General features: G+C 59.7%; 22 protein-coding genes and 1 pseudogene. 14 read left to right on the top strand and 9 right to left on the bottom strand.

Annotated elements, in window-relative coordinates; all coding sequences use genetic code 11:
• The first annotated feature begins 257 nt into the window (after positions 1-257).
• The 5 genes from ACVWVQ_RS12675 to recN all read left to right on the top strand — a co-directional run bounded on the left by ACVWVQ_RS12675 (position 258) and on the right by recN (position 8,346).
• Complete coding sequence (locus ACVWVQ_RS12675; RefSeq protein WP_457508806.1) at positions 258-1,610, top strand: TldD/PmbA family protein; 1,353 nt, start codon at positions 258-260, stop codon at positions 1,608-1,610.
• A gap of 123 nt (positions 1,611-1,733) precedes the next feature.
• Positions 1,734-3,704 carry an alpha-1,4-glucan--maltose-1-phosphate maltosyltransferase gene (locus ACVWVQ_RS12670; protein ID WP_414357914.1) on the top strand — a complete coding sequence of 657 codons (1,971 nt, stop codon included), beginning with the start codon at positions 1,734-1,736 and terminating at the stop codon, positions 3,702-3,704.
• A gap of 53 nt (positions 3,705-3,757) precedes the next feature.
• The gene (locus tag ACVWVQ_RS12665) at positions 3,758-5,227 is read left to right on the top strand and encodes a glutamate-cysteine ligase family protein (RefSeq protein WP_457508804.1); all 1,470 of its coding nucleotides are present in this window, start codon (positions 3,758-3,760) and stop codon (positions 5,225-5,227) included.
• 207 nt (positions 5,228-5,434) lie between these two features.
• Complete coding sequence (locus ACVWVQ_RS12660; RefSeq protein WP_457508802.1) at positions 5,435-6,451, top strand: M14 family metallopeptidase; 1,017 nt, start codon at positions 5,435-5,437, stop codon at positions 6,449-6,451.
• A 188-nt stretch (positions 6,452-6,639) separates the two neighbouring features.
• Positions 6,640-8,346: a DNA repair protein RecN gene (recN, locus tag ACVWVQ_RS12655; protein WP_457508800.1), complete on the top strand. Its 1,707-nt coding sequence runs from the start codon at positions 6,640-6,642 to the stop codon at positions 8,344-8,346.
• Positions 8,347-8,381: 35 nt separating this feature from the next.
• Here recN and ACVWVQ_RS12650 read toward each other — a convergent pair whose 3' ends face one another.
• Positions 8,382-9,089, bottom strand: a complete 708-nt coding sequence (locus ACVWVQ_RS12650; protein WP_457508798.1) for an ABC transporter ATP-binding protein — start codon at positions 9,087-9,089, stop codon at positions 8,382-8,384.
• Positions 9,086-9,904: an ABC transporter ATP-binding protein gene (locus ACVWVQ_RS12645; RefSeq protein WP_011432415.1), complete on the bottom strand. Its 819-nt coding sequence runs from the start codon at positions 9,902-9,904 to the stop codon at positions 9,086-9,088. Before ACVWVQ_RS12645 ends, ACVWVQ_RS12650 begins: the two co-directional genes overlap by 4 nt.
• Before the next feature lie 319 nt (positions 9,905-10,223).
• On the opposite strand from ACVWVQ_RS12645, the gene ACVWVQ_RS12640 reads away from it, so the two are divergent.
• The 4 genes from ACVWVQ_RS12640 (at position 10,224) to ACVWVQ_RS12625 (ending at position 14,909) form a co-directional block, all read left to right on the top strand.
• A complete protein-coding gene (locus ACVWVQ_RS12640; RefSeq protein ID WP_414373836.1) occupies positions 10,224-11,477 on the top strand; it encodes an ABC transporter substrate-binding protein in 1,254 nt (417 codons plus the stop codon).
• Positions 11,478-12,011: 534 nt separating this feature from the next.
• Positions 12,012-12,356, top strand: coding sequence for a hypothetical protein (locus ACVWVQ_RS12635; protein ID WP_011432412.1), 345 nt, complete (start codon positions 12,012-12,014; stop codon positions 12,354-12,356).
• 187 nt (positions 12,357-12,543) lie between these two features.
• Positions 12,544-14,475, top strand: a complete 1,932-nt coding sequence (locus tag ACVWVQ_RS12630; protein ID WP_457508795.1) for a BamA/TamA family outer membrane protein — start codon at positions 12,544-12,546, stop codon at positions 14,473-14,475.
• A 65-nt stretch (positions 14,476-14,540) separates the two neighbouring features.
• Complete coding sequence (locus ACVWVQ_RS12625; RefSeq protein ID WP_414373839.1) at positions 14,541-14,909, top strand: hypothetical protein; 369 nt, start codon at positions 14,541-14,543, stop codon at positions 14,907-14,909.
• On the opposite strand, the gene ACVWVQ_RS12620 is transcribed toward ACVWVQ_RS12625, so the two are convergent.
• Entirely contained in the window at positions 14,906-15,988 is a 1,083-nt protein-coding gene (locus ACVWVQ_RS12620) for an Mrp/NBP35 family ATP-binding protein (protein ID WP_414407509.1), read from the bottom strand. The two genes, ACVWVQ_RS12625 and ACVWVQ_RS12620, sit on opposite strands and share 4 nt — an antisense overlap.
• A 191-nt stretch (positions 15,989-16,179) precedes the next feature.
• Here ACVWVQ_RS12620 and ACVWVQ_RS12615 point away from each other — a divergent pair, with 191 nt between their 5' ends.
• The 4 genes from ACVWVQ_RS12615 to ACVWVQ_RS12600 all read left to right on the top strand — a co-directional run bounded on the left by ACVWVQ_RS12615 (position 16,180) and on the right by ACVWVQ_RS12600 (position 20,730).
• Positions 16,180-16,455, top strand: a complete 276-nt coding sequence (locus tag ACVWVQ_RS12615; RefSeq protein WP_457508793.1) for a DUF6464 family protein — start codon at positions 16,180-16,182, stop codon at positions 16,453-16,455.
• A 68-nt stretch (positions 16,456-16,523) separates the two neighbouring features.
• Entirely contained in the window at positions 16,524-17,018 is a 495-nt protein-coding gene (locus ACVWVQ_RS12610) for an N-acetyltransferase family protein (protein ID WP_457508791.1), read from the top strand.
• A gap of 172 nt (positions 17,019-17,190) precedes the next feature.
• A complete protein-coding gene (locus ACVWVQ_RS12605) occupies positions 17,191-18,474 on the top strand; it encodes a competence/damage-inducible protein A (protein WP_457508789.1) in 1,284 nt (427 codons plus the stop codon).
• Between the two features lie 102 nt (positions 18,475-18,576).
• Positions 18,577-20,730: a M48 family metalloprotease gene (locus tag ACVWVQ_RS12600; RefSeq protein ID WP_457508787.1), complete on the top strand. Its 2,154-nt coding sequence runs from the start codon at positions 18,577-18,579 to the stop codon at positions 20,728-20,730.
• Between the two features lie 15 nt (positions 20,731-20,745).
• On the opposite strand, the pseudogene ACVWVQ_RS12595 reads toward ACVWVQ_RS12600, so the two are convergent.
• The 5 genes and pseudogenes from ACVWVQ_RS12595 to glpX form a co-directional block, all read right to left on the bottom strand.
• Positions 20,746-20,956 (bottom strand): annotated as a pseudogene (locus tag ACVWVQ_RS12595) (hypothetical protein); the annotation flags it as partial.
• A gap of 83 nt (positions 20,957-21,039) precedes the next feature.
• Entirely contained in the window at positions 21,040-22,857 is a 1,818-nt protein-coding gene (typA, locus tag ACVWVQ_RS12590) for a translational GTPase TypA (protein ID WP_457508785.1), read from the bottom strand.
• Positions 22,858-23,025: 168 nt separating this feature from the next.
• Positions 23,026-23,133 (bottom strand): photosystem II reaction center protein Ycf12/Psb30, encoded by a 108-nt coding sequence (gene psb30, locus ACVWVQ_RS12585; RefSeq protein ID WP_011433833.1) that lies wholly within the window; start codon positions 23,131-23,133, stop codon positions 23,026-23,028.
• Between the two features lie 107 nt (positions 23,134-23,240).
• Entirely contained in the window at positions 23,241-24,536 is a 1,296-nt protein-coding gene (locus ACVWVQ_RS12580; protein WP_457508783.1) for a glutamyl-tRNA reductase, read from the bottom strand.
• A gap of 327 nt (positions 24,537-24,863) precedes the next feature.
• Complete coding sequence (gene glpX, locus ACVWVQ_RS12575; RefSeq protein WP_457398014.1) at positions 24,864-25,907, bottom strand: class II fructose-bisphosphatase; 1,044 nt, start codon at positions 25,905-25,907, stop codon at positions 24,864-24,866.
• A 258-nt stretch (positions 25,908-26,165) separates the two neighbouring features.
• Here glpX and ACVWVQ_RS12570 point away from each other — a divergent pair, with 258 nt between their 5' ends.
• On the top strand, positions 26,166-26,441 hold the full coding sequence (locus ACVWVQ_RS12570; RefSeq protein WP_011433830.1) for a DUF1830 domain-containing protein: 276 nt from the start codon (positions 26,166-26,168) through the stop codon (positions 26,439-26,441).
• A gap of 58 nt (positions 26,442-26,499) precedes the next feature.
• Here ACVWVQ_RS12570 and ACVWVQ_RS12565 read toward each other — a convergent pair whose 3' ends face one another.
• Positions 26,500-26,748 (bottom strand): hypothetical protein, encoded by a 249-nt coding sequence (locus tag ACVWVQ_RS12565; protein WP_457508782.1) that lies wholly within the window; start codon positions 26,746-26,748, stop codon positions 26,500-26,502.
• Between the last annotated feature and the right edge of the window lie 88 nt (positions 26,749-26,836).

Raw genomic sequence — 26,836 nt, 5'->3', positions numbered from 1 at the left:
GTTTTACATACCTAGCCATGCCAAGCAGCCATACTGAACATACTGTACATTATTTTCAGTATAGTCCAGCGTATCATTGACTAGAGTCATGCTCTCTGCTGATTGTTGCCCAGGGGGAGCGGGCCGGAAGGTGCGCACCAGAGTGACGTTGTTGGACGAAGGGGTTGGTGCTGGGATCCCATGGGCCGCAGGGGGCTGGGAAAGGCATCCCTGAGCCATGGCCGATAATAGGACTGTCCTCTTGCCATCTCACTTCTATGCCCAGCTCCATCATTTCCCCGGAAAACCTGCTGGATCTTTGTGAACAGGGTGTACACAAGGCATTGGCTGCTGGAGCCGACCAGGCAGAAGTGTTTGCCAACTCAGGCCGGGAAACGGAAGTCACTTTTGAGAAAAATGACCTCAACCTGGCCCGCAGCAGCAGCGAGACCCTGTTCGGCATTCGGGTTTTCTGCGACGGCAGGCTGGGCTTTGCCACCTCCAACCGCCCGGAAGAGTTAGCTGAGACGGCTGCTGAGGCTGTAGCCATGGCCAAGGCTTCGCCGGCGGATCCCCTCAACGGGCTGCCGGAGCCCCAACCTTTGCCCCAGGTGCCCTTTGCCCTCGACCCAGGCCTGCTGGAACTGGATGCCGCCGAGCTGACCCAGTTGGGATCCCAATTGCTGGAGTGGGTGCGATCCAAAGACCCTCGCATCACCATCGACAGCGGCTCCCTCAGCGTTGAGGAAGAGACCCTGGCTATCGCCTCTTCCACCGGCATCCGCGCCAACCATCACAGCGTGGAAGCGGGGGGCTCCCTCTTTGGCATGGCCATTGATGGGGACGAGGTGGGCAGCTTTGCCTACGACGGCGACAGCGTCCAGAAGCGGGCCGATCTCATCCCAACGCTGGAGCGGGCTTTTGATCGCTTTGTCCAAAAATGTGTGGGGGCGCTGGGGGCTACCGAAGGGGAGAGCTTTCGCGGCCCTATCATTCTCCCTCCAGATGTGGTGGAGGACTTCCTGGGGGATCTCCTCTTTGTCTTGGGGGCAGATGCGGTGCGCAAAGGCAAAAGCCCTCTGGCGCAAAAAATGGGATCCCGGATCGCCAGCCCGTTGCTCACCGTGGTTTCTGAAGGCCTGGGCCTGCCCGGCTACCCCATTGAGCCCTTCGACCGCGAAGGGATCCCTCGCCAAATCACCCCCTTGGTTCACGAAGGGATCCTCTGCAACTTCATGTACAACAGCTACGAAGCTCGCGCTGCCGGGATCCCGTCCAACGGCCATGCCACAGGGGGGGCGGGCAGCCTGCCGGGGGTGGGGCCAGCTTGTTTGAGAGTGGCGCCGGGGACAACCCCCCTGTCTGAGCTGTATGCCATGGAGCGGGGCATTATTGTCACCCGTCTTTCCGGCAGCAGCAACCCCATCACCGGCGACTTTTCCGGGGTGGTGAAAGGGGGCTTCTTGGTCAAAGGCGGCGAAAAACGCCCCATCCTGGAGACCACCATTGCCGGCAATCTCTACGATTGTTTGCGTAATATCTCCGCCATCTCACAAGAGGTGACCGTTTTCAACGGCAGCACGGCTTTTCCTGCTCTGCGCATTGAAGATGTATCGGTAACGGCTGGCTAGTCGCGCCGGCGGGACGGAGTCCTGAATAACTGGGTATCGTGGGGGGCGGACAAGCCTTCCTGACCAGAGGGTGGAGAGTAGCCAGTCTGCGAACAGGCAGGAGACAAACAGAGGGTGGATCCTATGTGGCCAGTAGAGGGTCGGCAGCGCGTCATCATCGAGGCGGTGACACCGGAAATCGACGGCGGGCGCTACGCCATCAAGCGGACGGTGGGAGAGTATGTGGTGGTGGAAGCGGACATCTTCGCCGACGGCCACGATCAGCTCTCGGCGGTGCTCTGTTTTCGCGAGGCCGGTGCAGAGGGTTGGCAGGAGATCTTCATGGATCCCATCGGCAACGACCGCTGGCGGGCCCAATTTCAGGTCACTCAGATCGGCCAAGCTTCTTACCGGATCTTGGCCTGGGTGGATCCCTTCAAAACCTGGCAGCAGGATCTGTACAAGCGGGTGGAGGCCGAGCAGGATGTTTCTGTGGAGCTGCTGATCGGGGCCGAGCTGATCGAGCGGGCCGCCCAACAGCAAAGCGGCGATCGCGGTGGCGGCGCGGAGCACTCTCTGCAGGCAAAGCTGCGCAACTACGCCCAAACACTCCGCCAAGGGGGGGATCCCGCCATAGAAGCAGCCCTATCCCCCACGTTGGGATCCCTGATGCAGGTTTACGGCGAGCGCCCTTTTGTCAGCACCTACCCAGAGCGGCGGGTTTGGGTGGATCCGGTCAAAGCCCGCTTCAGTGCCTGGTACGAGCTGTTTCCCCGCTCCTGTGGCCCCAACGAACACACCCACGGCACCTTCCGAGATGTGGTCGCGCGGCTGCCGCTGATTGCGGAAATGGGCTTTGATGTGCTTTACCTGCCCCCCATCCATCCCATTGGGCGCACCTTTCGCAAGGGCAAAAACAATGCCATGACCGCCGAGCCAGAGGACGTGGGTTCTCCCTGGGCCATCGGCGGGCTGGAAGGCGGGCACAAAGCCATTCACCCCCAATTGGGATCCCTGGCCGACTTTCATCATCTGGTGGCGGAAGCCAAACGGTTCCACATCGACATCGCCCTGGATATTGCCTTTCAATGCTCTCCGGATCACCCCTATGTAAAAGAGCACCCGGAATGGTTTAAAAAGCGGCCCGATGGCAGCATTCAATATGCGGAGAACCCGCCCAAAAAGTATCAGGATATCTATCCCCTCAACTTTGAAACAGAAAACTGGCAAGCCCTTTGGGAAGAATTGAAAGGTGTGATCGAATACTGGATTGACCAGGGGGTCAAGATCTTCCGGGTGGATAACCCCCACACCAAGGCATTCGGCTTTTGGGAGTGGTGTATTGGTCAGATCAAAGCCAAGCACCCGGAGACGATCTTTCTGTCCGAAGCGTTCACTCGCCCAAAACTGATGAAATCGCTGGCCAAGCTGGGCTTTACCCAGTCCTACACCTATTTCACTTGGCGCAACGACAAGTGGGGCCTGACCGAGTATTTCACCGAGCTCACCCAAAGCTCAATGCGGGAGTACTATCGCCCCAACCTGTGGCCCAATACGCCCGATATTTTGAACGAGTTTTTGCAAAAGGGGGGTCGCCCGGCTTTTATGCTGCGTTTGATCCTTGCGGCTACCCTCGGGGCCAGCTACGGCATCTATGGCCCGGCTTTTGAACTCTGCGAAAACCGCCCGCTCCGTCCCGGCAGCGAAGAATATCTGGACTCGGAAAAATATCAAATCCGCCACTGGGATCTGGATGCCCCGGATAACTTGCGGCCTTTGATCCAGCAGGTGAACCGGATCCGGCGACAAAACCCGGCCCTGCAGAGCGACTGGAGCTTGGTGTTTCATCCCACCGACAACGAGGCCCTGATTTGCTATTCCAAGCGCACCTTCAGTGGCGATAACCGCATTTTGGTGGCAGTGAATTTGGATCCTTTCCACATTCAGTCCGGCTGGGTCACCCTCAACTTGGGGGCTCTGGATTTGGAGCATTGGCAAACCTTTAAGCTGACCGATCTGTTGGACGGCCAGCAGTATTCCTGGCAGGGATCCACCAACTACATCAAGTTGGATCCCTGGACGATGCCTGCCCATATTTTTCTCCTGGAGAGCTGAAGACCCTGAGAAGGACAGTACAGTGGTGTCATGCCCTCTGCGGAGTTCTCTCGATGGGCCAGGAGATTGCCTGCCTCAGCTTTGGCGCCGAAGACTTTGCCAAGTTCGCCGCTCAACTCCGGCAAGAGACGGATTTGCTGGAGCGCTGGTTGGCCGGTGCGCCGGGGCTGGATCCGGCTTGTCAGCCCTTTGCCCAGGGATCCCCGGTGGGCGGGTTTGAGCTGGAGGCATGGCTGGTGACCCCTCAGGGGGATCCGGCCCCGATCAACTCAGCCTACCTGGAAGCGGTGAATGATCCGCTGGTGGTGCCGGAACTGGCCCAGTTTAACGTGGAGATCAACAGCCGGCCCCAAGTTTTGGTCGGCTCGGCTCTGCGGCAGTTTCAGCAAGAGCTGGGCCAAACGTGGGATCGCTGCTGCCAAGTGGCTGAATACCTGCAGGTGGGGCTGATGATGATCGGCATTTTGCCTACGGTGCAGCAACGGCAATTGACCCTGAAGATGATCTCGCCCCGCAAGCGTTACCTGGCCCTCAACGAGCAGATCCTGAACTTGCACCGGCGTGAGCAATCCCAAGCGATCCCTTCCCTGGGGCTAGATATCGAAGGACCGGCTGGGCGGTTGCGGGTTACCCACCCGGACATCATGCTGGAGGCGGCGACCACCTCCTTTCAAATCCATCTGCAGGTATCCCCCCAACAGGCGGCCCGTTACTTCAACGCTTCCCTGCTCGTGTCAGCCCCCTTGGTGGCGCTGGCGGCCAATTCCCCCTACCTGTTCGGGCACGATCTGTGGGCAGAAACCCGCATCCCTTTGTTTGAGCAAGCTTTGGATGGGCCACCCCCACCCTCCCCCACCCACTGCCCCCGCGTCACCTTCGGGCAAGGCTATGTACAGGGATCCCTGATGGAGCTGTTCTGGGAAAACCTGCATCGCTACCCGGTGGTGCTGCCGCAAACGTTGGCCGCCTCTCCCTGGGAGCTGGCCCATCTGCGCCTCCACAACGGCACCATCTGGCGCTGGAACCGCCCCCTCATCGGCTTGGATCCGGTTCCCCATCTGCGCATCGAACAGCGGGTGGCGGCGGCAGGCCCAACCCTACCCGATATGATCGCCAATGCGGCCTTCTACTTTGGTCTGGTGCAAGCCTTGGGATCCCAGCCCGTCCCCCCCGAGCAGGAGCTAAGCTTTGCCCAGTGCCGCGCCAATTTCTACACGGCGGCCCGCTTCGGCCTGGAGGCCCCCATCACTTGGCTCAAGGGTTGGCAGGGATCCCTGCGCCAATTGCTGCTGGAAGAGCTGATCCCCCAAGCAGAGGCGGGTTTGGTTCAACTGGATCTGGCCCCCTCCGATATTCAGGAGTACCTGGGCATTCTCCGCGCCCGGGTGGAGTCGGGGCAGAATGGGGCCACCTGGCAGCGCCGCTATGTCGCCCGGCATGGTAAAGATATGCAACAATTAACCTGTGCCTACTGGGAACGGCAGCGGCAAGGCCAACCGGTACACACCTGGGATCTCAGCTAGGGCTCTCTCCACAGCCGGTTGTACCAGCGGTGGGTCACCGCGGCGGCAGGGCGGACCCTTGCTCAAATTTCGAGCGGGCAGATTCTTGCTCAGAGGGTCTTTCGCGACCCGAGCTACCGCAGCGAAACGGTTCATTTGGACTCCCGCTCCCTCCCACTCTAGGGCCGGAAGCCAGAAGTTTGAATCGAGCCTCTTAGCCCAAACAGCATGCTCACCGTCCTCGATCATTTACCGGATCAACTGCTGGATCTAGAGGCCCATCAGCTTTACGACCGATTGGGTGGGCCAACCCTCATCCATCTGCCGGGACGACGGGATCCCGCCCTGTTTGTGTCCGTCCTGCTGCACGGCAACGAAACCACCGGCTGGCAGGCGGTGCGACAGCTTCTCCGCCACCACGCCCAGCGGGAATTGCCCCGCTCCCTTTCCCTCTTCATCGGCAATGTTCAGGCAGCCCGTCAAGGACAACGGCGGCTGGACGGCCAACCGGACTACAACCGCATTTGGGGCTCCGGCTCCACCCCCGAACATGCCATGGCCCAGGCCGTCCTGCAGCAAATGCAGCAGCGGGGCGTTTTTGCCAGCGTCGATATCCACAACAACACGGGCACCAACCCCCACTACGCCTGTGTCAATCACCTGGATGCCCCTACCCTGCACCTGGCCACCTTGTTTGGGCGCACCGTCCTCTATTTCACCAAGCCAGAAGGGGTGCAGAGCATGGCCTTCGGGCGCTTCTGCCCGGCGGTGACCCTGGAGTGTGGCAAGCCGGATCAGCCCCACGGCACCCAGCATGCCTACGAATTCTTGGAAGCCTGCCTGCACCTGTCGGCGATCCCGCAGCGCCCTGTCTTCCGCCAAGATATCGACCTGTTCCACAGCGTCGCCATTGTCAAAGTCCCGGATCAGGTGAGCTTCAGCTTTGGGGAAGAGAATGGCGACCAAGAGGGATCCCCCTCCCACATCCGCTTCCCGCCGGATTTGGATCTCCTCAATTTTCGGGAGCTTCCCCCCCACACCCCCATTGGCTGGACGAACAACGGCTTCCACCTGGAGGTGCAAGACGAGCAGGGCCAAAATGTGGCGGATCGCTTTTTCTATGCCTGCAACGGAGAAATTCGCACCAGCGTGCCCATCATGCCGGGCATGCTCACCCTCAACAGCCGCATCATCCGCCAAGACTGCCTCTGCTACCTGATGGAGCGCTACCCCCTGGCCGGCTGAGCCGGGCTGCCAATTTCCGATCCCCAAACCAGAACGGGTGGTGCTCCCCACCCCTGCAATAACAGACTCCCCGCTGGCCGCTGTACCCGTCCGCCGAGGGATGGTGAGTACGCTAACGTGGGACAGAGCGACCCCTGCAAGCCCTATCCTGAAAACTGCCAACGGCACGCTGAGCCCACGGGATCCCTATGTTGCGCCTGCTGCGGATCGAGAACTTTGCCCTGATCGAGCAATTGGAGATCCCCTTTCGAGCGGGGCTAAACGTGCTCACCGGAGAAACCGGGGCCGGCAAATCCATCATCCTCGATGCTCTGGATGCAGCTCTAGGAGGTACAGCTCGGGCTCTGCGAACTGGCAGCGAACGAGGTCTGGTGGAAGCGATCTTCAGTCCTAATCCTGAACTGCAAGCCTGGCTAGAACAAGAGCACATCGACCCCCTAGAGGAGGGCCTGGTTTGTAGTCGCGAGCTGGTGTTGCGCAACGGCAAGCTCACCAGCCGCCTGCGGGTGAATGGGGTGCTGGTGAACAAAGCCCAGATGCTCAACCTGCGGGCCAAATTGGTAGAGATCACTGCCCAGGGGCAAACCGTTCAAATCCAATCTCCCCAAACCCAGCGCCGTTGGCTGGACGATTTTGGCGGCGAAGAGTTGTTGCGAACACGGGCGGAGGTGGCTGCCCTTTACCAAACCTGGAACCAACTGAAAACAGAGGTGGAATCCCGCCGGCAAAGCCAACAACTGCGCCTGCAACGGCTAGACCTGCTGGAGTTTCAAGCGCAAGAGCTGGCCGCCCTGCGCCTGGAGGATCCCGACGAAATGGCCAAGCTGGAGCGGCAACGAGAGCGCCTGGCCCACCGCGTGGAACTGCAACAGCAAAGCTACGCAGCTCACCAACTGCTCTACCAAAACGATAGTGGCTCACCGGCCATCGCCGACCTGTTGGGCCAGGTAGAGCGGCTGCTCCAGACCATGACCCAGCGGGATCCCGACCTAGTCCCTCTGGCGGAAATGGTCAGCAGCGCTCTCATTCAGGTGGAGGAGGTGGGGCGGGAGCTGGTTCGCTACGGCGAGACGCTGGAGGCAGATCCCGGTCGGTTGAACAAAATTGAACGGCGCTTGGCGCAACTCAGACAAGCCTGCCGCAAATACGGCCCGACCTTGGCCGAGGTGATGGCCCATGCGGAGCGGGTTCAGACGGAGTTGGCCCAACTGCGAGGAGACAACACCGACCTAGAGGAATTGCAGGTGCGGCTGGACAAAGCTGCCCAAGACCTGGAGCGCCATTGCCAGGTGCTCTCTCAACTGCGGCAACAAGCGGCCCGTCAACTGGAAAAGGCTCTCATAGAAGAGCTCAGCCCGCTGGGGATGAGCGCAGTGCAATTCCAGGTGCAGATCCAACCCGGCCCCCCGACAGCAGAGGGGGTGGATCAGGTGAGTTTTTGGATTAGCCCCAACCCGGGTGAGCCTCTTCAACCTTTGGCCAGCATTGCCTCGGGCGGCGAGATGAGCCGTTTTCTGCTGGCCTTGAAAGCCGTATTCAGCCGCATCGATCCGGTGGCCACCATGGTTTTCGACGAGATCGATACCGGCGTGTCGGGCAAAGTGGCGCAAGCCATCGCCACCAAGCTGCACAGCATTGCCCGAGATCACCAGATCCTCTGCGTCACCCACCAACCCCTGATCGCTGCCCTGGCGGATCACCACCTGCGGGTTCACAAGGTGGTGCACCAAAAGCGAACTTCTGTGCGGGTGGAGCTTTTGGGAGAACGGGAACGCCGCGAAGAACTGGCCCAACTTACTGCCGGCCACTCCGCCCAAGAAGCGATGACTTTTGTGGAGGCTCTTCTCAACCAAGCAGCTCAACTGCGCAAGCAGCAAATGGCCAGTCCCGTTTGACTCTCCTTCTGGGAAAGGGGAGGGGGGTGAGGGCCTCACCCGCCCAAGAACAGCTCCAGCACCTCAGGATTGTTCAACAAGTTGGGGCCGGTATCCTCAAAGCGGTTTTCTCCCGTGGACAAGACATAGCCCCAGTCCGCCATCTTCAGGGCCTGCTTGGCATTCTGCTCCACCATGAGGATGCTGATGCCGAGACGGTTGATCTCTCGCAGGAGGGCGAAGGTCTGTTCTATGTACAGCGGCGACAGGCCAGCGGTCGGCTCATCCAGCAACAACAACTGCGGCTCCACCATCAACACTCGCCCTATGGCCAGCATCTGCCGTTGTCCACCCGATAGGGATCCCGCCGCTTGGCGTCGTTTCTCTTTCAGGGGCGGAAACAGCTCATAAACCCGCTCCAATTGGGCGGCAGGGTTGTCGCGTCGGATGAAGGCCCCCATCTCCAGGTTCTCTTGCACGGTGAGGGAAGGGAAGACATTGTTGGTCTGGGGCACAAAGCCGATTCCCCGTCGCACCAGTTGCTCAGCGGGCAGGTGGGTGATGTCGGATCCCTGAAACAGCACTCGGCCTGAGCGGATGGTGGCCAAGCCAAATAAGGATTTCAGCACCGTCGATTTGCCGGCTCCATTGGGGCCGATGATCACCACCATTTGCCCGGGGTTCACCTTCAGGTGGATCCCTTTGAGGATGTCCACCCCCCGGTAGCCGCTGTAGAGATCCTGGATGTCCAGCAAAGGGGTCATGAGAGGGATCCCTCCGAAGGCAGAGGGGAGGGCTGGGGTGGGTTTAGGGAGTCGGCCAGTGCCACAGATCCCAAATAGGCCTCCCGCACGGCTGGGTTTTGTTTGATCTCCTCCATGGATCCCTGGGTGAGAACCTTGCCGGCAGCCATGACCACCACATGGTCGCAGAGACGGGTCACCAGATCCAGGTCATGCTCGATGATGCAAAAGGTGCAGCCCCGCTCGCGGTTGAGATACTCGATAAAACGCATCAAATCCGCCAGCAGAGTGCGGTTGACGCCGGCCCCCGGTTCATCCAGCAGGATCACCCGTGCATCGGTCATCAAGGTACGTCCCAGTTCCAAGAGTTTTTTTTGCCCCCCGGAAAGGGTGACGGCCAGTTGATCCCGCAGATGGATCAGGTTCAGCCGTTCCAGAACCTCTTCGGCCCGAGCTTGCAGGTTGCGTTCTTGTCGTTGCACCTGCCGCCAACCGAACCAAGTGGCGAATAGGTTTTCCCCTATCTGATTGGGGGGAACCACCATTAAGTTCTCCAAGACAGTCATGCGGCCAAACTCCCGCGGGATCTGAAAGGTGCGCACCAGCCCTCGACGAAACAGATGATGGGGGGGCAAGCCGGTGATGTCTTCCCCATCCAGCCAGATGCGCCCGCTGCTGGGCCGAATAAACCCGGCGATGATGTTAAAGAGCGTGGTCTTCCCTGCCCCATTCGGGCCGATCAAGCCCGTAATCCGACCGGTTTCGATGCGGAAGGAACAGTGATCCACCGCGCTAATGCCGCCAAACCGCTTGGAGATGTCGTCGATAACAATCACGCCGCTGCCTTGGGAAAACCCCGCCGACCGATGAGTTCAGTATTTCAAACATATAATGAGCCCATAATGAGCCCATTGCCGAGTTTGCCCATTATCCTTCCCGGATCCCCAGGGGGACAACTGCCCCTGGAGGCCGCAGCCAAGGAACGGGCGAGATCCTGAGTCTGGCCCGCCTGTTTTCTGGAGCCATCTTTTCTTGAGGAAGTGGGGAACGCTTTGAGGTGAGTCAACGTCTGACTGCTACGACTCAACACTTGACTTTACTTGACCTTTGGGATCTGAGTTCTACTTTCCCTTCCCTCACAGGAGGTTGTCGGCTATGTCTCGCATGAATAAACTCACCCGACGGGCCTTTGCAGCGGCGGCTGCCCTGACGGCGGCTGCTCTTGCCACCACTCTGCTGCCCAGCACGGCTCAGCAGGCAACTCAAGGGCCGGTCAAAATTGGGGCTTTAATGTCTCTCACCGGGGATCTGCAGGCCTTCGGGGAAAACTGCCTCAAAGGGATCAAGCTGGCGATTGACCAAATCAACGCCGCCGGTGGCATTTTGGGATCCCCTGCCCAAGTGGTCGAAGCGGATGACCAGACGTCGGCTCAGCCGGCTATCGACGCAGCTCAACGGTTGGTCACCGTGGAGAAGGTGGCCGGCATTATCGGCGCCTTGGGCAGTGGCATCACCATCCCGGTGGCCACGACGGTTTCTGTTCCCAATCGGATCCCGCAAATTTCCCCCGCTTCCACCGCCCCCACCATCACCACCCTGGAGGACAACGATTTTCTGTTTCGCACGGTTCCTTCCGACGCCTACCAAGGGGTGGCCTTGGCCCAGATCACCCGTGAAGAGAAGCTGGAGCGCCTGGCCATTATTTACATTAACAACGACTACGGCCAGGGCCTGGCCGACAGCTTTAAGACGGCTTTTGAAAAGCGGGGCGGCACCATCACCAAGTCGGTTCCCTACGAGCCCGGCAAGGCTTCCTACCGCAGTGAGCTGACCCAACTGAAGGAAGGGGATCCCCAGGCGTTGGTGCTGATCGGCTACCCCGAAAACGGTGTGGTCATTTTGCGGCAAGCTTTGGAAGAGGGGCTGTTTGACCGCTTTGTCTTCACCGATGGCATGCGCTCTCCCGATGTGGCAGCCCAGGTGGGAGCCGAAAAGCTAGAGGGATCCATCGGCGTTTCGCCTCAGGCCCTCACCGATAGCAAGGCTTACCAAATCTTTGCCGAAGCCTACAAAGCCGCCTACGGGGAGCTGCCCCCCACCCCCTACATCGACACCGCCTACGATGCCGCTTTTGTCCTGGCTCTGGCCATTCAGAAAGCCGGCAGCACCGATGGCACTGCTGTTCGGGATGCTTTGCGGGAAGTGGCCAATCCCCCCGGCACCGAGATCCTGCCCGGAGAGTGGGCCAAGGCGGTGGAGCTGATCGGCAAAGGGGAAGACATCTTCTACACCGGCGCCTCTGGATCCATCAACTTCGATGAGAATGGGGAGGTGGCCGGCACCTTTGCCCACTGGACTTTCCAAGGGGGGAAGGTGGTGGATCTGAAGGTGTTTGAGCCGGAGAGCTGATTTTCCCCTGCGGCTCCTGAGTGGGGGTCGGTTTCTCCTTCTGAGCATGCCTCTAACCCCCAAAACCCTGAACTTTGCTGAATTTACTGAGCTTTAGGCGGTTTGGCAAAAGTCATTGAGAGGGATATAGTAGACCAAGTTTCCCCCTGATCCTTGAGTCCACCGCAACGGTTGCCGGGAAGTGAAGGGGGAAAGCGCTCGGGGGGTATTCCTCAGGGCTTTGCGGGATACCGCCTTCCTGTTTGGACTCCGTCCCGCTGACGCGAACAGAGATAGGCAGGATGCGATCGCTTCTTTCCTGAACCATGTTCAGGAGAGTTCAGCGTGAATGTATCAGCTCCATCAAGACAATCCAGACGAGCAAGACGGGCCTGCACAGAGTACCCTCTGCAGGCTTTTTTGTGGGCCTGGGCCGCGCGGCTGTACGTCCCCAGCAGGGATCCCTCCCCATCACGTAGCTTTTTTTGCGGCAACTCAGCGGAGGGCAAAGCAGGCTAAAGTGTCGGCATCCTGGCGTCTTGTGGAGAATCCTCGATGTTGTCCACCCAACTCCTCCTCCCCGGAGTGGCAGCTCTGCTCGGCTTCGGGTTTGCTCCAGCCGTCCTGGCTCAGACTTCCCACACCCAGCAGATGGCGATCCTGAACGGCAACGCCACCACCCTGCAAAGCAACGTCCTGCAAAACACCGTCCTGATCCTGCCCAACGTTCCCCCACAACAGTACGCCGACAGTTGGGGCTGGAGGAGCAGCCGCTCTTTGCCTCCCACTCCTGCTCCCATCACCGTCGTCATCCTCAACTCCCAAGTCAACCTAGCTGCCGAGGAAGTCGAGCCGAGGTCTTGCGGCCAGCGCTGTAGGGGATCCCTGCGCCTGCCTTGAGCGGGGGAGGCTGCTTTTTGCACTCCAGACTGCCCAAGTCCGCAATCCGGTTCGCGGCCACGCTCGGATCTGGGTGGATGGGGATTGATATAATCCAGGGCAATTGTCCGCCGCTGGGCGGCAGAGGGTTTTAACGCAAGCTTGGCCCGGCTCTGCAATCTTGCTTTTTGGTGTGCGAGGGATCCCCATGAATCGTTCCAGGCAACTTCGCCCTTGGCTAACTTCAGCTCTCACCTGCCGGATGGTGCTCAGCACCGCTTTTGCCCTCGCTGGAGCGTTGCGTAGCGATCTGCTGATGGGATCCCCGGCTTGGGCGCAATCGGTTCCTCAGCCCGGCACCCTTGACCTGCGCACTGGTGGCGACACCCCCGCCCAGCCCTCCCCCACCCCACCCTCCACTGCCGGTGAGCCAGAAGTGTTGGTAGCGGAGGTAGTGGTTGAGGGCACTGAAGATCCGGAGCTGATCAACCGGGTTTACAGCGTCATCCGCACCCGCGCCGGCGAGGTTTCCACCCGATCCCAGTTGCGGGAAGACATCAATGCCGTGTTTGCCACCGGATTGTTTGCCGATGTGCGGGCAGTGCCTTCCGATACGCCTTTGGGGGTGCGGGTCACCTTTGAGGTCAAGCCCAACCCCATTCTCAAAGCCGTGCGCACGGAAGGGGCGAAAGTTCTGGATCCGGAAGTGCTGCGGGCCGCCTTTGCCGACCAGGAAGGGCGGGTGCTCAACTTCGGCGAGCTGCAACTGGCTGTGGCCGAGATCGAGCAGTGGTACGCCGATAAGGGTTACGTGCTGGCCAAAGTGACGGATGTGCGCTCCTCTGAAGACGGCACCATCACCCTGGAAATCGCCGAGGGGGTGATCGAGGATATTCGCGTTCAGGGCAACACCAAAACCCGTGACTTCATCATCACCCGCGAGTTGAAGTCCAAGCCGGGGGATGTGTTTAACCGCAACCAAATCCAGGAAGACCTGCAGGCGGTTTTTAATCTCAACCTGTTTCAAGATGTGAATGTGGGGCTCAACCCCGGCCAGGATCCCGACAAGGTGGTGGTGGTGGTGAACGTGGAAGAACGTCGCACCGGTACCTTGGGCGGCACCATCGGCGTTAGCTCCGCCACAGGGGTCTTCGCCGGCCTCAACGTCTCCGAACAAAACTTGGGCGGCAACAACCAGAGTGCCAGCTTCAACGTGCAGGTGGGCACCAACGAAACCCTCTTCGACTTAAACTTCACCGACCCGCGGATTGCCACGCTGGACATTCCCACCTCCTACAACGTCAACATCTCCAACCAGCAGAGCTCCAGCTTTGTCTTTAATGAGGGATTCACCCTGCCCAATGGGGATCCCGTGCGCATCAACCGTCTTGGTGGCGGGGTGACTTTCTCTCGCCCGATTGGGGGCAATTGGCGGGCCAGCTTGGGCACCCGCATCCAATTTGTAGAAGCTCGCAACAGCAACGGGGAGCAGCAGCGCTTCGATGTGCTGGGCAACCCGATTACCTTCAGCGAGAGCGGCCAAGACAGCTACACCACCCTGCGCCTCGGCCTCATCAACGACGCCCGCGACAACCCCAACAGCCCCAGCCAGGGATCGGTCTTTCGCATCTCCACCGAACAGTCGGTACGTCTTTTTCAAAATGGCTTGAATGCCAACCGCCTCGAGGCCGGCTACAGCCAGTTCATTCCCGTCAACCTGTTTGAAACCCGCAGCGAGCGACCGCAGGTATTGGCCTTTGATGTGCGAGCAGGCACGACCATCGGCGACTTGGCTCCCTACGATGCTTTTGCCATTGGTGGCGGCAACTCGGTGCGGGGCTTTTTCGAGGGGGGTATCGGTTCCGGTCGCAGCTTTGCCACCGCAACCGCCGAATTGCGCTTTCCCATTTTCGACCCGGTGGGAGCCGTGGTTTTCGCCGACTACGGCACTGATCTGGGCAGTGGAGCTGCCGTGGCCGGCAATCCCGCAGCGGTGCGCAACAAGCCGGGCAGTGGTTTGGGGCTGGGGGTCGGCATTCGCATCCAATCTCCCTTAGGGCCGTTGCGCATCGACTACGCGGTTGGGCAAGGCGGAGCCGGCCAAGGTCAACTGCACTTCGGCATTGGCGAGAAGTTCTAACTTGGCCGTGGATTTCCCTGCCGGCTTGCTATCTTGGGAGCAGGTGCTCGTAATGGAAGCAACCCATGAAACAGCGACTCGGCCTACCTTTCCCCAAGGGATCCCTGGTGTTCTTGCTGTGTTTGAGCCTGGCCCTAGCCGGGTGTGGGCCACTGGCGCGTCTGGGCATCGGCACAACTCCCATCGCCACCGTAGAGCAAAATCCCTCCCGCTACACCGATGTGTATGTCCGCGGTCGCGTGGTGAACCAGATAGGGGTGTTCGGCCAGGGTGTGTATGAGCTCCAAGACAACAGCGGTTCCCTTTGGGTCATCACCGACAAGGGGCTGCCGGCCATGAACAGCACTGTAACCGTGCGCGGTAAAGCCCAAGAGGGGATTGTGGTGGGAGGACGCAGCTTCGGGGTCTCGTTGGTGGAAGCCGAGCGCTTCTAGCCTGCCCCCAAAGCCAACATGGAAACGCGGCCTGCCAAGGTTTTGGCAATCTGCTTCAAGGCCCGGGCTGAAGCCGACTCAGGTTGGCCGATGACAATAGGCGTACCCATATCTCCCCCTTGGCGCAGGGCGATTTCCAGCGGGATCCGCCCCAGCAAAGGGATCCCCAGCTCGCGGGCCGTGGTCTCTCCCCCTTCTGAGCCGAAAATATCGTACTGGCGATCCGGCAGGTCGGGCGGGATGAAGTAGCTCATGTTTTCCACAATGCCCAGGATGGGCACCCCCAACTGCCGAAACATGTTCAAGCCCTTGCGGCTGTCCAGCAGGGCCACCGATTGGGGCGTGGTGACGATCACAGCTCCTGCCAGCGGCACTGCCTGCACTAGGGTCAATTGGGCATCGCCGGTGCCGGGGGGCATATCTACAATCAAGTAGTCCAACTCTCCCCACTGCACCTGATAGAGGAATTGCCGGATCACCCCGTTCAACATCGGCCCCCGCCAGATCACCGGCTGATCCCGTCCCACCAAGAGGCCCATCGACACCATCTTGACGCCGTAATTTTCCAGGGGGAAGATGTCTTCGCCGCCATCTTCCCGTTTTTGCACAACCAGAGACCGATCCTGCAGGCCCAACATCAGCGGCACATTGGGGCCGTAAATGTCGGCATCCAGTAGCCCCACCCGGGCCCCGCTTTGGGCCAGCGCCACCGCCACATTTACCGACACCGAGGTTTTGCCCACGCCCCCCTTGCCGCTGGAAATGGCGATGATGTTGCGCACACCGGGGATGGACTGGCGATTCGGCAGGGAAGGGGAACGGGGGGTTTCTGCCGTTACCGTAACATCAATGGCTTCGATGGGGGCCAGCTGGCGGATGGCAGCTTTGCACTCCTCCACAATGAATTCCCGCAAAGGGCAGGCCGGCGTGGTCAGCACCAGGGTAAAGGCCACTCGCCCAGGCTCGACGCGAATATCCCGGATCATGTTCAGTTCCACCAGGCTGCGGCGCAGCTCCGGATCTTGAACAGGGCGCAACGCTTCAAGGATGGCAGCAGCATCAAGGGTGGAGGTGGTCATGGAATCCAAAGGCCCAGTGGGTCAGTCCATATTTCACTCTAATCGGTTTTTCTCGGGTTCTTGCCGGCAGGGAAGGACAGCTCCAAAACGGGCTGCCACGCTAGTCCTGGGCAAGCAGGCTGGCCGAGGCTGATTCTGGTTGGAAGACAACGCTGTTGGCCGACGGGGGAGGGCAATTGTGCAAGCGCTGAGTGGGAGTTGGCTTGTGGTTAGGGCTAACGTTCTTGGCGCAGTTGATCCCTCTGCTGGAAAAGAGGGGATCCCGCCGCCTCTCAATCCGGGACGAGCGCGCCCACCGGGCCGTACCAACTCTCTCTTGTGGCTTGCCCTGGGATCCCTTCTGCCGTTACTTTTCTCGGTCACCCTACCTGCCTTGTGCGGTGAGTCCTCTGGGCCCCTGCCGCTGCCCCCACCACGCTGCGCGTCCAAAAGATGCTGCCTGGGCGTTCTGTCCACAACAAGAATAAACTGTGGTCTGTTCTCGTGCCGGTATCTCAGGAAATTCAAGGAATTGGTTGTGAAGCCAGGCAAAAGTATGGAAATCCGTCCTGCCACCGCTTTAGATGTGCCCGTTTTGTTTGACCTCATCTGCGCCTTGGCCGAGTACGAGAAGCTGAGCCACCTGGTAACGGGATCCGCTGATCTGTTGCGCCACTATTTGTTTGGCCCAGAGGCTTTGGCCTCGGCGTTGTTGGCAGAAGTGGAGGGGCAAGCGGTGGGATTTGCCCTCTACTTCCGCAATTTTTCCACGTTCCTGACCCGACCAGGGATTTACCTTGAGGATCTGTTCGTGTTGCCGGAGTTTCGCGGCAGAGGCATTGGCAAAGCGCTCTTGGCGCGGGTGGCTCAGGAGGCGGTGGCCAAAGGATATGGGCGGCTGGAGTGGATGGTTTTGGATTGGAACCAGCCGGCGATTGAGTTCTATCGACGCATGGGTGCCAAGCAACATCCCGAATGGATTCTCAACCGCGTGGTGGGTGCTGATTTGGAAGCTTTGGCTCGGCTGGCTGAGGATCTCTGTCGAGCTTGAGTGTGCCTTCTGTGGGGTAGTCGGCGCGGAAATTTTCTCAGAGCGGGAGAGGGAAGTGAAAACCCGCCGGCTGTCTCACCGCAATTGGGAATGGCCGACGACCAGCCGGAAATCTGGGGGCCGAGACCTCTTGTATACTTTTCTTGCGGCTGAGCTGAGCTCGAGGCCAAGCATGATCCCACCGCAAACTGCTATTCCCCAAGGGGCTGAGATCCTCTGCATCGGCACAGAATTGCTTTTGGGAGAGATCACCAATACCAATGCCCAGTACTTGGCAGCCGAGTTGGCGCAACTGGGGATCCCCCACTATTACCAAACGGTGGTGGGGGATAACGAGGCCCGCATTCACCACGCGCTGGAGGTGGCCTGTGGTCGTTCCAGCTTGATTCTGATCACCGGGGGTTTGGGGCCGACGCCGGACGATCTCACCCATGAGGCGCTGGCTTCCTTTTTTGGGGCGGAGATGGTGGAGCACCCCCAAGTGTGGGAAGAGATCCTGCAAAAGTACGGGCAGCGGGGCCTTGTGCCCTCGCCGAGCAATCGCAAGCAGGCTTTTCTGCCCCGGGGAGCGAGGGTGTTGCCCAACCCGCTTGGCAGCGCCTGTGGCCTCATCTGGCAGCCCCGGCCCGACCTGCACATTCTCACCTTCCCTGGGGTGCCGCGGGAGATGCAACACATGTGGCGGGAGACCGCCGTGCCTTATCTGCGCTCCATCGGCTGGGGAAAAGAGGTGTTCTACAGCCGGGTACTGCGCTATTGGGGCATTCCCGAATCGACGCTGGCCGAACGGCTGGGATCCCTGTTGGCGGGGGAAAACCCTACGGTGGCTCCCTACGCCAGCCAGGGGGAGGTACGCCTGCGGGTTACCGGACGTGCTCCCAGTCGTGAAGAGGCCCAAGCCTTGATCGCCCCGGTGGTGGAGCAGATTTTACAGATTTCTGGAGAAGACTACTTCGGCAGCGATGACGCCACCTTGGCCGGTGTGGTGGGGGAGCTGTTGCTGCAGCGGGGGCAAACTCTGGCGGTGGCAGAATCCTGCACCGGCGGGCTGCTGGGGCAGTTGGTGACCTGGATCCCGGGCAGCTCCCGCTATTTTGTGGGGGGGATCGTGGCCTACGACAACCGCATCAAGGAGCAGCTTTTACAGGTGAATCCGGAAACCCTGCGACAGCACGGGGCCGTGAGCGAGGCGGTGGCCGCCCAAATGGCGCTGGGGGCCAAGCAAGTCCTGGGCTCCAACTGGGCCTTGAGCATCACCGGCATTGCCGGGCCAGAGGGAGGCACCGCCACCAAGCCAGTCGGTCTTGTGTATCTGGGTTTGGCGGATCCGCAAGGGAAGGTGGAAGTACACGAGTACCGGTTTGGCAGCCTGCGCGGCAGAGAGGGGGTGCGTTGGTGGAGCGCCCAGACGGCTCTGGATCGCTTGCGGCGGCGCTTGCTCTGCTACCCCCTTTAGGGGGGATCCAGTCTCTCGGGGTTGGATCCCTGAGTAAGCTGGGGGAGCAGATGGATCCAACCGATCTCCAGAAGCAGACCCTACCAGGCAAGGAGCAAGCCGATGATCCCCGATGCCGTCCAGGCGGGCAAGGAAGCCCTGCGGCAGGGCCGCCTTCAAGAGGCCATCCAACTTTTTGAAGGCTACCTGGCCCAATCCCGTCAGCAGGACAAAGCATTAGGGATCCCGGCAGACTCATCTGACGGCGAAGCCCTGGAAGCCCAAATGAACCTGGTGCGGGCCTACCACCAGTTGGGCCAGACGGAGAAGGCACGGTCCCTCTGCCTAGAGCTGCTGCAACACCCCAACCCCCAGGCGCAAGGCTGGGCCAAGAAGATCTTGCTTCGCCTGCCCACTGCAACAGAGTCCCTGGCTGCTCCGTCCGCCAAACCTGTCGAACCGCGTTCTGCTCCCCCAGAGGAGCCGTCTCCTGGAGCGGGATCCCTGTCCACCCGTCAACGGGCCGCCCAACTGGGTATGAAGATCCCCCTGCCGGAGCGGGCCGGCCCCCTGCATTGGGCCAAGTGGGGATCCCTGGGGGTGGGCATTGTCTTCCTTTGGTGGCTGAGCTTTGTGTTGGTAGGCAGCCATCTGGATTTTGGCCGGCTGAGTTTTCCGCGGCAGCTTTGGTTTTTGCAGGGGTTGCTGCCCTGGCTGCGCAATGGCCTGCGGTGGTTGGTGGCCGGCAGCCTGGCGGTCAACTTTGGAGTAGGCCTTCTCTTTTTTGCCCCCTGGCTGATGGATCAGCTCCACCAACGGCTGCACAAGTTGCGTTGGGCCAGGCTTGGCGAAATCGAACGCCACAGCCCCGAGACGGCCCGCCTGCTGCAGCGCATCTGTGCCCGAAACCAGCTAAAACAGCCCCGACTGGGGGTGATCCCAGATGCCGGGCCGCTGGCCTTTGTTTACGGCACTTTTTCTGATGGCTGCCGCATTGTGGTCACCCAAGCCCTGTTGCAGCAGCTTTCTGAGGATGAGATTGCCGCCGTCTACGCCCAGGCCCTGGGGCGAATTGTTAATGGAGATATCCTGGTCATGACCCTGCTGGGATCCCCGATTCAACTGGTTTACCTGGCCCTAGAGCAGGTGAGCCAACTGGGAAGCAAACGGCGGGATCTCATCGGGCATGTGGCCCCGCTGCTCTACCTCATCTACACGGTGCTTTCCTACCCGCTGTTTTTCCTCTCCCGCCTGGGCACCTACCATGCCGACCATTTTGCTGTACAGGCAACCGGCAACCCGAACGGGCTGATCGCTGCTCTGCTCAAATCGGCTGCTGGCCTGCAGGAGGCCCACAAAAACGACCGCCGACCTTCCTCGCTGTTGCACTGCACCCGCCTGTTCAGCTTTTTGGACTTCAAAACCATCGCCGCTGCCAGTGCTGCCGCCCGCCTCCAGGATCCCTCCCAAGCTGGCCAAGTCTTTCTTTGGGATCAAATCAACCCTTGGGCCCGCTGGATGCAGGTCAATTCCAGCCATCCGCTGCCGGGGCACCGCTTCAAGGTCTTGGCGGGATATGGAGAGCGGCTGCGCCTCCTGCCGGAGCTGAGCCTGGGATCCGGGTCCAAGTTGGATGTGGCCCGCCTGCAAAGCCGGTTTTGGCTGGATCTGGCCATCTACGCAGCCGAAGTGGTCGGGATCCTCATTGGCTGGCTGGTGGGGCTGATCCTCTACCTGCTGCTGCAAAACCGTCTCGATCCCAAGGTGATCGCGGCAGCAGCGGTGGTGGGCTACGGGGTGGGCTTGTGGGCCAAAGCGGGGTTGATGTACGGGGGATCCCTGCCGGCAAGGCCGACGGATGTGCTCAGCTTGCTGGCGGATCCCGACGCGGATCCCCGCCGCGGACAATGGGTGGAGCTGGAGGGGGAGTTGGTGGGACTGGGCCCCTCCGGCTATCAACTGGGGGCAGAGCTGAAGCTGCAAGAGGCCACAGGGCTGATCCCGGTGCGCTTTACTTCCCCTTTGGGGCCGGTGGGCAATGTCTTTTCCGGCCTGAAGCGGATCCGCGCCCTGGTGGGCCGGCGCGTCAAAGTGGTGGGCTGGTTCCGCCGCGGCAATACTGCTTGGGTGGATCTGGCCTACGTCCAGGTGGGATCCAATAAGCTGCACAGCCGACCGCGCCTTTGGCTGGTTGTGTTCGGCTTGGGAGTCATCCTGCTGGGGATTTGGGGGGCGTTCTATTTCCCCAACTTGGCCTCTTACCTGCGGCGGTGGTGAGCCAGGCTGATACATTTACGCTGAACACTGCTGAACATCACTGTTCAACTGTGCAGCGATAGCATTCTGTTTGTTTCCAAACAGAATGGCGGTATCCCGCAAAGCTTTGAGTAGAATACCCAAAGCGCAGTTTCCGTGTCGTCTTACTACCAATTTTCTGCTTTGCTTTGGCTACCATGTTGGCAGACTCGAAAGTAAACAGAAAGATCAACTGGTAGTAATCCGTACTGAGCATATTATACATTATTTTCAGTATAGTTGAGCTTATTATTGACTAGAGTCATGCTCTCTTCCAGTTGGCTGAGAAAACTAGCGGCGAGAGGGCGTTAACTGTGCCTTGCGCAGGCGCACCGACTGGGGCGTGATCTCCACTAGCTCATCCTCGCCGATGTATTCCAAAGCCCGCTCCAGGGTCATCTCCACCGGCGCTTGCAAGTGCACCAGCTCCTCCCCGCCCGCAGCCCGGTGGTTGGTCAGTTGCTTGGTCTTGCAGACGTTCAGCTCCAAGTCCTGGGGACGGTTGTGCTCGCCCACGATCATGCCCTTGTAAACGCGGGTACCTGGCGTAATAAAGAATACACCTCGATCTTCCGCATTCTTGAGGGCATAGGTAGTGGCCACCCCTTCTTCAAAAGCAATCAGCACCCCGTTGCGGCGCATTTCCATCTCAGAAGTCAGGGGACGGTATTCCAAAAAGCTGTGGCTCATGATCCCCTCGCCGCGGGTGATGCGGATAAACTCCCCCCGAAAGCCGATCAGCCCTCGCGCCGGAATGACAAACTCCAGCTGAGCCCGACCATCGGATCCCACCATCATGTTCTGCATTTCTCCCCGCCGTTGCCCCAGCCGCTCGATGCAGGCCCCCACCGTCGCTTCCGGCACATCCAGCACCAAACACTCATAGGGCTCATAGGGCTGGCCGTTGACCTCGCGGAAAATTACCTTCGGTTGCCCCACCTGAAACTCATAGCCTTCCCGCCGCATGGTTTCTAGCAGGATGCCCAGGTGCAGCTCGCCTCGCCCCGACACCAAAAAGCGATCCGGCGAGTCGGTTTCTTCCACCCGCAGCGCCACGTTGGTTTCCAGCTCCCGCATCAGGCGCTCCCGCAACTGTCGCGAGGTAACGAAGGTACCCTCCTGGCCGGCAAAGGGAGAATCGTTGACACCGATCATCACCTGCAGCGTCGGCTCGTCCACTTTGATGAGCGGCAGAGCCTGGGGATTTTCGGGAGAGGTGAGGGTGTGGCCAATGTTGGCCTCGGCAAACCCCGCCACAGCAACAATGTGGCCGGCGGTGGCTTCCGTCAGCTCGATGCGCTGCAGCCCCTGAAAGCCGAACAGCTTGGTTACTTTGCCCTTGGCGATGGATCCATCCTCTTTCACCACTGCCAATGGATCCCCCAGGCGGATGGTGCCGTTGTGGATCTTGCCGATCACAATCCGGCCCAGGTATTCCGAATACTCCAGCGTGGTGACCTGCAGTTGCAGCGGCTTGCCGGGATCCCCAATGGGAGGTGGGACATGCTTGAGAATGGCCTCGAAAAGAGGCTTCATATCCAGGGATCCGCTGTACTTCCCTTCCAGAAAGTCTTTGAGATGGGCTTCTTCCAGGGCAAAGCCGCGCAACCCAGAGGCAAATAGATAGGGGAAGTCGCACTGGTCTTCGTCTGCCCCCAGCTCCAAGAACAAATCCAGCACCTTGTCGACGGCTTTGTAGGGCTCGGCGCGAGGCCGATCAATCTTGTTGACCACCACAATTGGGCGCAGGCCCTTCTCCAAGGCTTTGCGCAGCACAAAGCGGGTTTGCGGCATCGGGCCTTCGTTGGCATCCACGATCAACAAGCAGCCCTCCACCATCCCCAGCACCCGCTCCACCTCGCCCCCAAAGTCGGCGTGGCCAGGAGTATCGACGATGTTGATCAAGGTTTCGCCGTAGCGGACGGCTGTGTTTTTGGCCAAGATGGTGATGCCCCGCTCCCGCTCCAGCGTGTTGCAGTCCATCACACAGGTGGGAATGTCTTCCCCCTCCCGAAAGATGCCCGCCTGGCGTAACAGGGCATCCACAAGGGTAGTTTTGCCGTGGTCGACGTGGGCGATGATGGCAACGTTGCGGATGGGGAGTGACATATTAACCATTGACCAGCAGGATGTCGCCCTACAAGCAGGAGTGCCTTAGGGATTTCTTTACAACTCTAACGCAAAGGAGCGTTACGTTGCTAAACACTCCTGGCTTTGGGCTTAGCCCCAGCACTCCCAAAGGGTTATCCCGACTGCCTCAATATCCAGAGGGATCCCCTACATATCGGCGCCGCGCAGATAGAGCAGCAGGATGACCGCCGGGCCTGCCAAGACAATCAAGGCCAGCAGGGCCAACTGCACAAAAACTTCGTATTGTCCGAACATAATCCCAGATCCTGTGGCTTACGCTTTGTATCCTAAGGGGTGCCCTCCACCCCAGATGGGAGAGCTGTTACAATTCTTCAAGTCATGCGCTCTTCGCCAAGGGATCCCTAGCGCTCCTGCTGGGCTTGAAACACCACCGGATCCAGGTTGAACAGTTCCTGCAAGATCCGCATGGCTGCCCGCCGCGCCTCAATATCCCGTTTGGCCCGCAGTTGCACCATCGGGTCGTGCAGGATCTTGTTGACGATGCCGCGGGTCAAGGCGTCGATCACCTCCAGGTGCTTCTCGGCAAAGTCCTTGCCCAGGCGGGAGAGAGCTTTTTCCATCTCCTGCTCGCGGATGGACTCCACCTTGTGGCGCAGGCTGGAAATGGTGGGCACCGTCTCCAGAGAACGCCACCACTCCATAAATTGATCCACCTCTTCTTCCACCAGGGCTTCGGCAGCCAGAGCCAGCTTTTGCCGTTGGGCGCGGTTTTCTTCCACGATGCGGGAGAGGTGATCCACATTGAACACCTGTACCCCCTTCAGCTTTTCCACATCGGGATCGATGTTGCGGGGCACAGAGATATCCACCAACAACAGCGGCTGATCTGGCTGCAGCACCCCTGCCAGTTGCTGGTAGTTCAGGATCGGCTGGGTGGCGCCGGTGCTGGTGAAGACCAAGTTGGACTCGGCCACATTGTTCAGCAGCGACTCCCAAGGCAGCACCTGGATCGGCTGCTCAAATTGCTTGGCCAGGGCTTCGGCTCGCTCCAGGGAGCGGTTGACCACCGTGATATCGACTGCCCCCTTGGCCAACAGGTGCTGCACCAACAGACGGGCCATTCTCCCCGCCCCCACCACGGTAACTTTGCCCTGAGAGAGGGATCCCTGCTCTTGCAGAGCCAACTCCACCGCTGCCGAGCTGATGGACATGGCGCCGGTGCCGATCTCCGTTTCGGTACGGACGCGTTTGCCGGCGGTAATGGCCGCCTTAAAGAGGCGATTGAGGATGCGATCCATGCCGTTGCAGGCTTGGCCCAGTTGCTGGGCTTTTTTCACCTGCGAGAGGATCTGCCCTTCTCCCAGCACCAAGCTATCTAGCCCGGCAGCCACCCGCATCAGGTGGGTTACCGCATCCTGGTAAAGAAGGGTAAACAGGTGCGGACGCAGTTGGGGCAAGGGGATCCCTTTCAGCTCAGCCAAGAACTGCATCGTCTGCCGTACACCACTCTCCATTTCCGAGGTGACGATGTAGACCTCCAGCCGGTTACAGGTGCTGAGGATCGCAGCCTCCTCAATGTGGGGGTGGGCGCGAAGCTGCTGGATCGTCTCTCCCACCTCCGCCTCCGCGATGCTGAGGCGCTCCCGAATCTCTACGGGAGCTGTGCGATGGCTAAGACCGACAACCGCGATAAACATGCCTCTCCGTCGTCTGTGCAGCAACAGCAAAAGTTATTAAAAACAAAAACTCTGAACAAAAGCAAATATTGTTTCAGAGAGAAAGCAAGAGCTGTGACCGATACGAGGGGATCCCTTGACTCGGTTCCAGCAAGCTTAGGTAACTTTTCTCAGCCTACCTAAACTCTAAGACCAGTATCGAACCGGTTTTGCCGGATTTTGCTGAAGAGTTATTACGTTTTCACGGGTTGGGGCTTGATAGATTTCGTAACTTTCCCAAAAAGGCAAGGGCGACCTCCACCAGGGGAAAGCCGCCCCGATCTGCGAGGATGTTGGGTAGGGGATCCCTTAGCGCAGCTGCAGTCCGCGGGGCTGCTGGCCATCTTTCATGTGGATGGTATCCACAAAGCGCACCGTGCGGGATTGGCTGGAAATCACCAAGGTCTCGGTGCGGGCCCCACCCCCAAAGAAACGTACCCCGCGCATCAAGTCACCATCGGTGATCCCGGTGGCAGCAAAGAGCACTTCCTTGCCACTGGCCAGCTCCTCACACTCCCACACCTTGTCGGGATCCTCGATGCCTTTTTCTTTGAGTTCCCGTCGCGTTTCCTCCACGGGTGGCAAGTAGGTGCCTGCCTGAACTACTTCGGGATCGTAGATCAGCCGACCTTGGAAGTGGGCGCCCAAGCACCGCAGAGCAGCTGCCGAGATCACTCCCTCAGGAGCAGCCCCGATCCCCATCAGAGCATGAATGCCGGTGCCGTTGAAGCCCGCCGAGAGAGCCGCCGAGATGTCGCCATCGGTGATCAGCTTCACCCGTGCCCCCGCCTCTCGAATTTGGCGAATCAGATCGGCGTGGCGCTTGCGATCCATGACCACCACCGTCAGATCGGAGATCTCCCGATCCAGGCTTTCGGCGATGATCTTGAGATTTTTCTCTGGCGGATAGTCGATGTGCACCTTGCCCTTGGCCTGGGGCGGAGCTGCCAGCTTCTGCATGTAGATGTCCGGGGCGTGGAGAAGGCCGCCTTTCTCGGAGATGGCCAGCACCGCCATAGAGCCGTTTTGGCCTTTGGCCACCAGGTTGGTGCCCTCACAGGGATCCACAGCAATATCGATCTCCACCAGCTCTTCCACGCGGCAGAACTGCTCAGCATCCGGGCGGGTACAGATGCCCACCTCTTCGCCGATGTAGAGCATTGGGGCCTCATCGCGGGTTCCTTCCCCGATGACGATGCGACCGCGCATAGGGATCTGGTTGAGTTTCTCCCGCATGGCCTCTACAGCCACCTGGTCGGCGGTCTTGTTGTCCCCTTTGCCCATCCAGCGGGCGGCGGCAATGGCAGCCTGCTCCACAACTTCGATGATCTCTAGCCCCAACTTGTTGTCCACGATGTGCCCCCTTGCTGATCTCGGAATGGTGAAGGCCAACTTAAGGATATCTTCAGACTCTTCCCCTCAGTTTACCAGGGCAGGCTTCTCCTCGGGATCCCATTCTCTCAACCCCTATAAGCTGAGAGAACAAATCTCCCAAAGCCAGTCAGGAAGAGCGATCCCCGTCTTGGCGGCTTACTATTGCCGCTTGGGGATCAGGGATGGTAGCCTATTTTAAGGGCAATAAGTTTTTCTTAACACCATTAAAAAAACGCAATGAAAAGATACGCTTTTGTCAACCGTTCCGGACAGGTTCAGGTGATCCGCACGATCCCTGGCCACTGGGAGCGCACCCTCTTTCCCGGCCAGCAGGCGATTTTTGAGGCGGAGCCGGACGACTATCTGGAAGTCTACAGTTGCTGCTGCTCCACCGCCATCCTGGAAGAGCGCCGCCTCTGTCGCTATCTGGTGGATTCTTCCTCGCCTGAGGTTGACCTCTACCTGTGGTCATCTTCGCAACGGGGAACTCTGGCGGATGCGTTGAATGGTTGACAGGCTCTAGCGGCTGGCTGCCCCATAGGGGCAAGAGGACTGGGTTTGCCCAGGATAACTAGATTGGGGATCGCTTCTCCTGAGGCCGATCCCCGGATTTTTCAGAGGGCGGATGCGGATCTGGAGAAGGGGCATCGGGGGGACGGGTCAGGCAACTGCCCCGCGCAGCATTGCGAAAGGTATCGATGCGCTCCACGCAATTTTGATGGCCGCAATAGGGGCAATACAGGCGATCCCCAGGTTGGGGCTCCACATCGGCCTGGCTCCACCACCGCCGACAGCGGTCACAACAAAAGTGATAGAGCATGACTCTAGTCAATGATACGCTGGACTATACTGAAAATAATGTACAGTATGTTCAGTATGGCTGCTTGGCATGGCTAGGTATGTAAAAC

The organism is Thermostichus sp. MS-CIW-36, assembly GCF_054059035.1.
The sequence above is the reverse complement of the archived record's forward strand: the minus strand, read 5'-3'. Positions and strand labels throughout refer to the sequence as shown.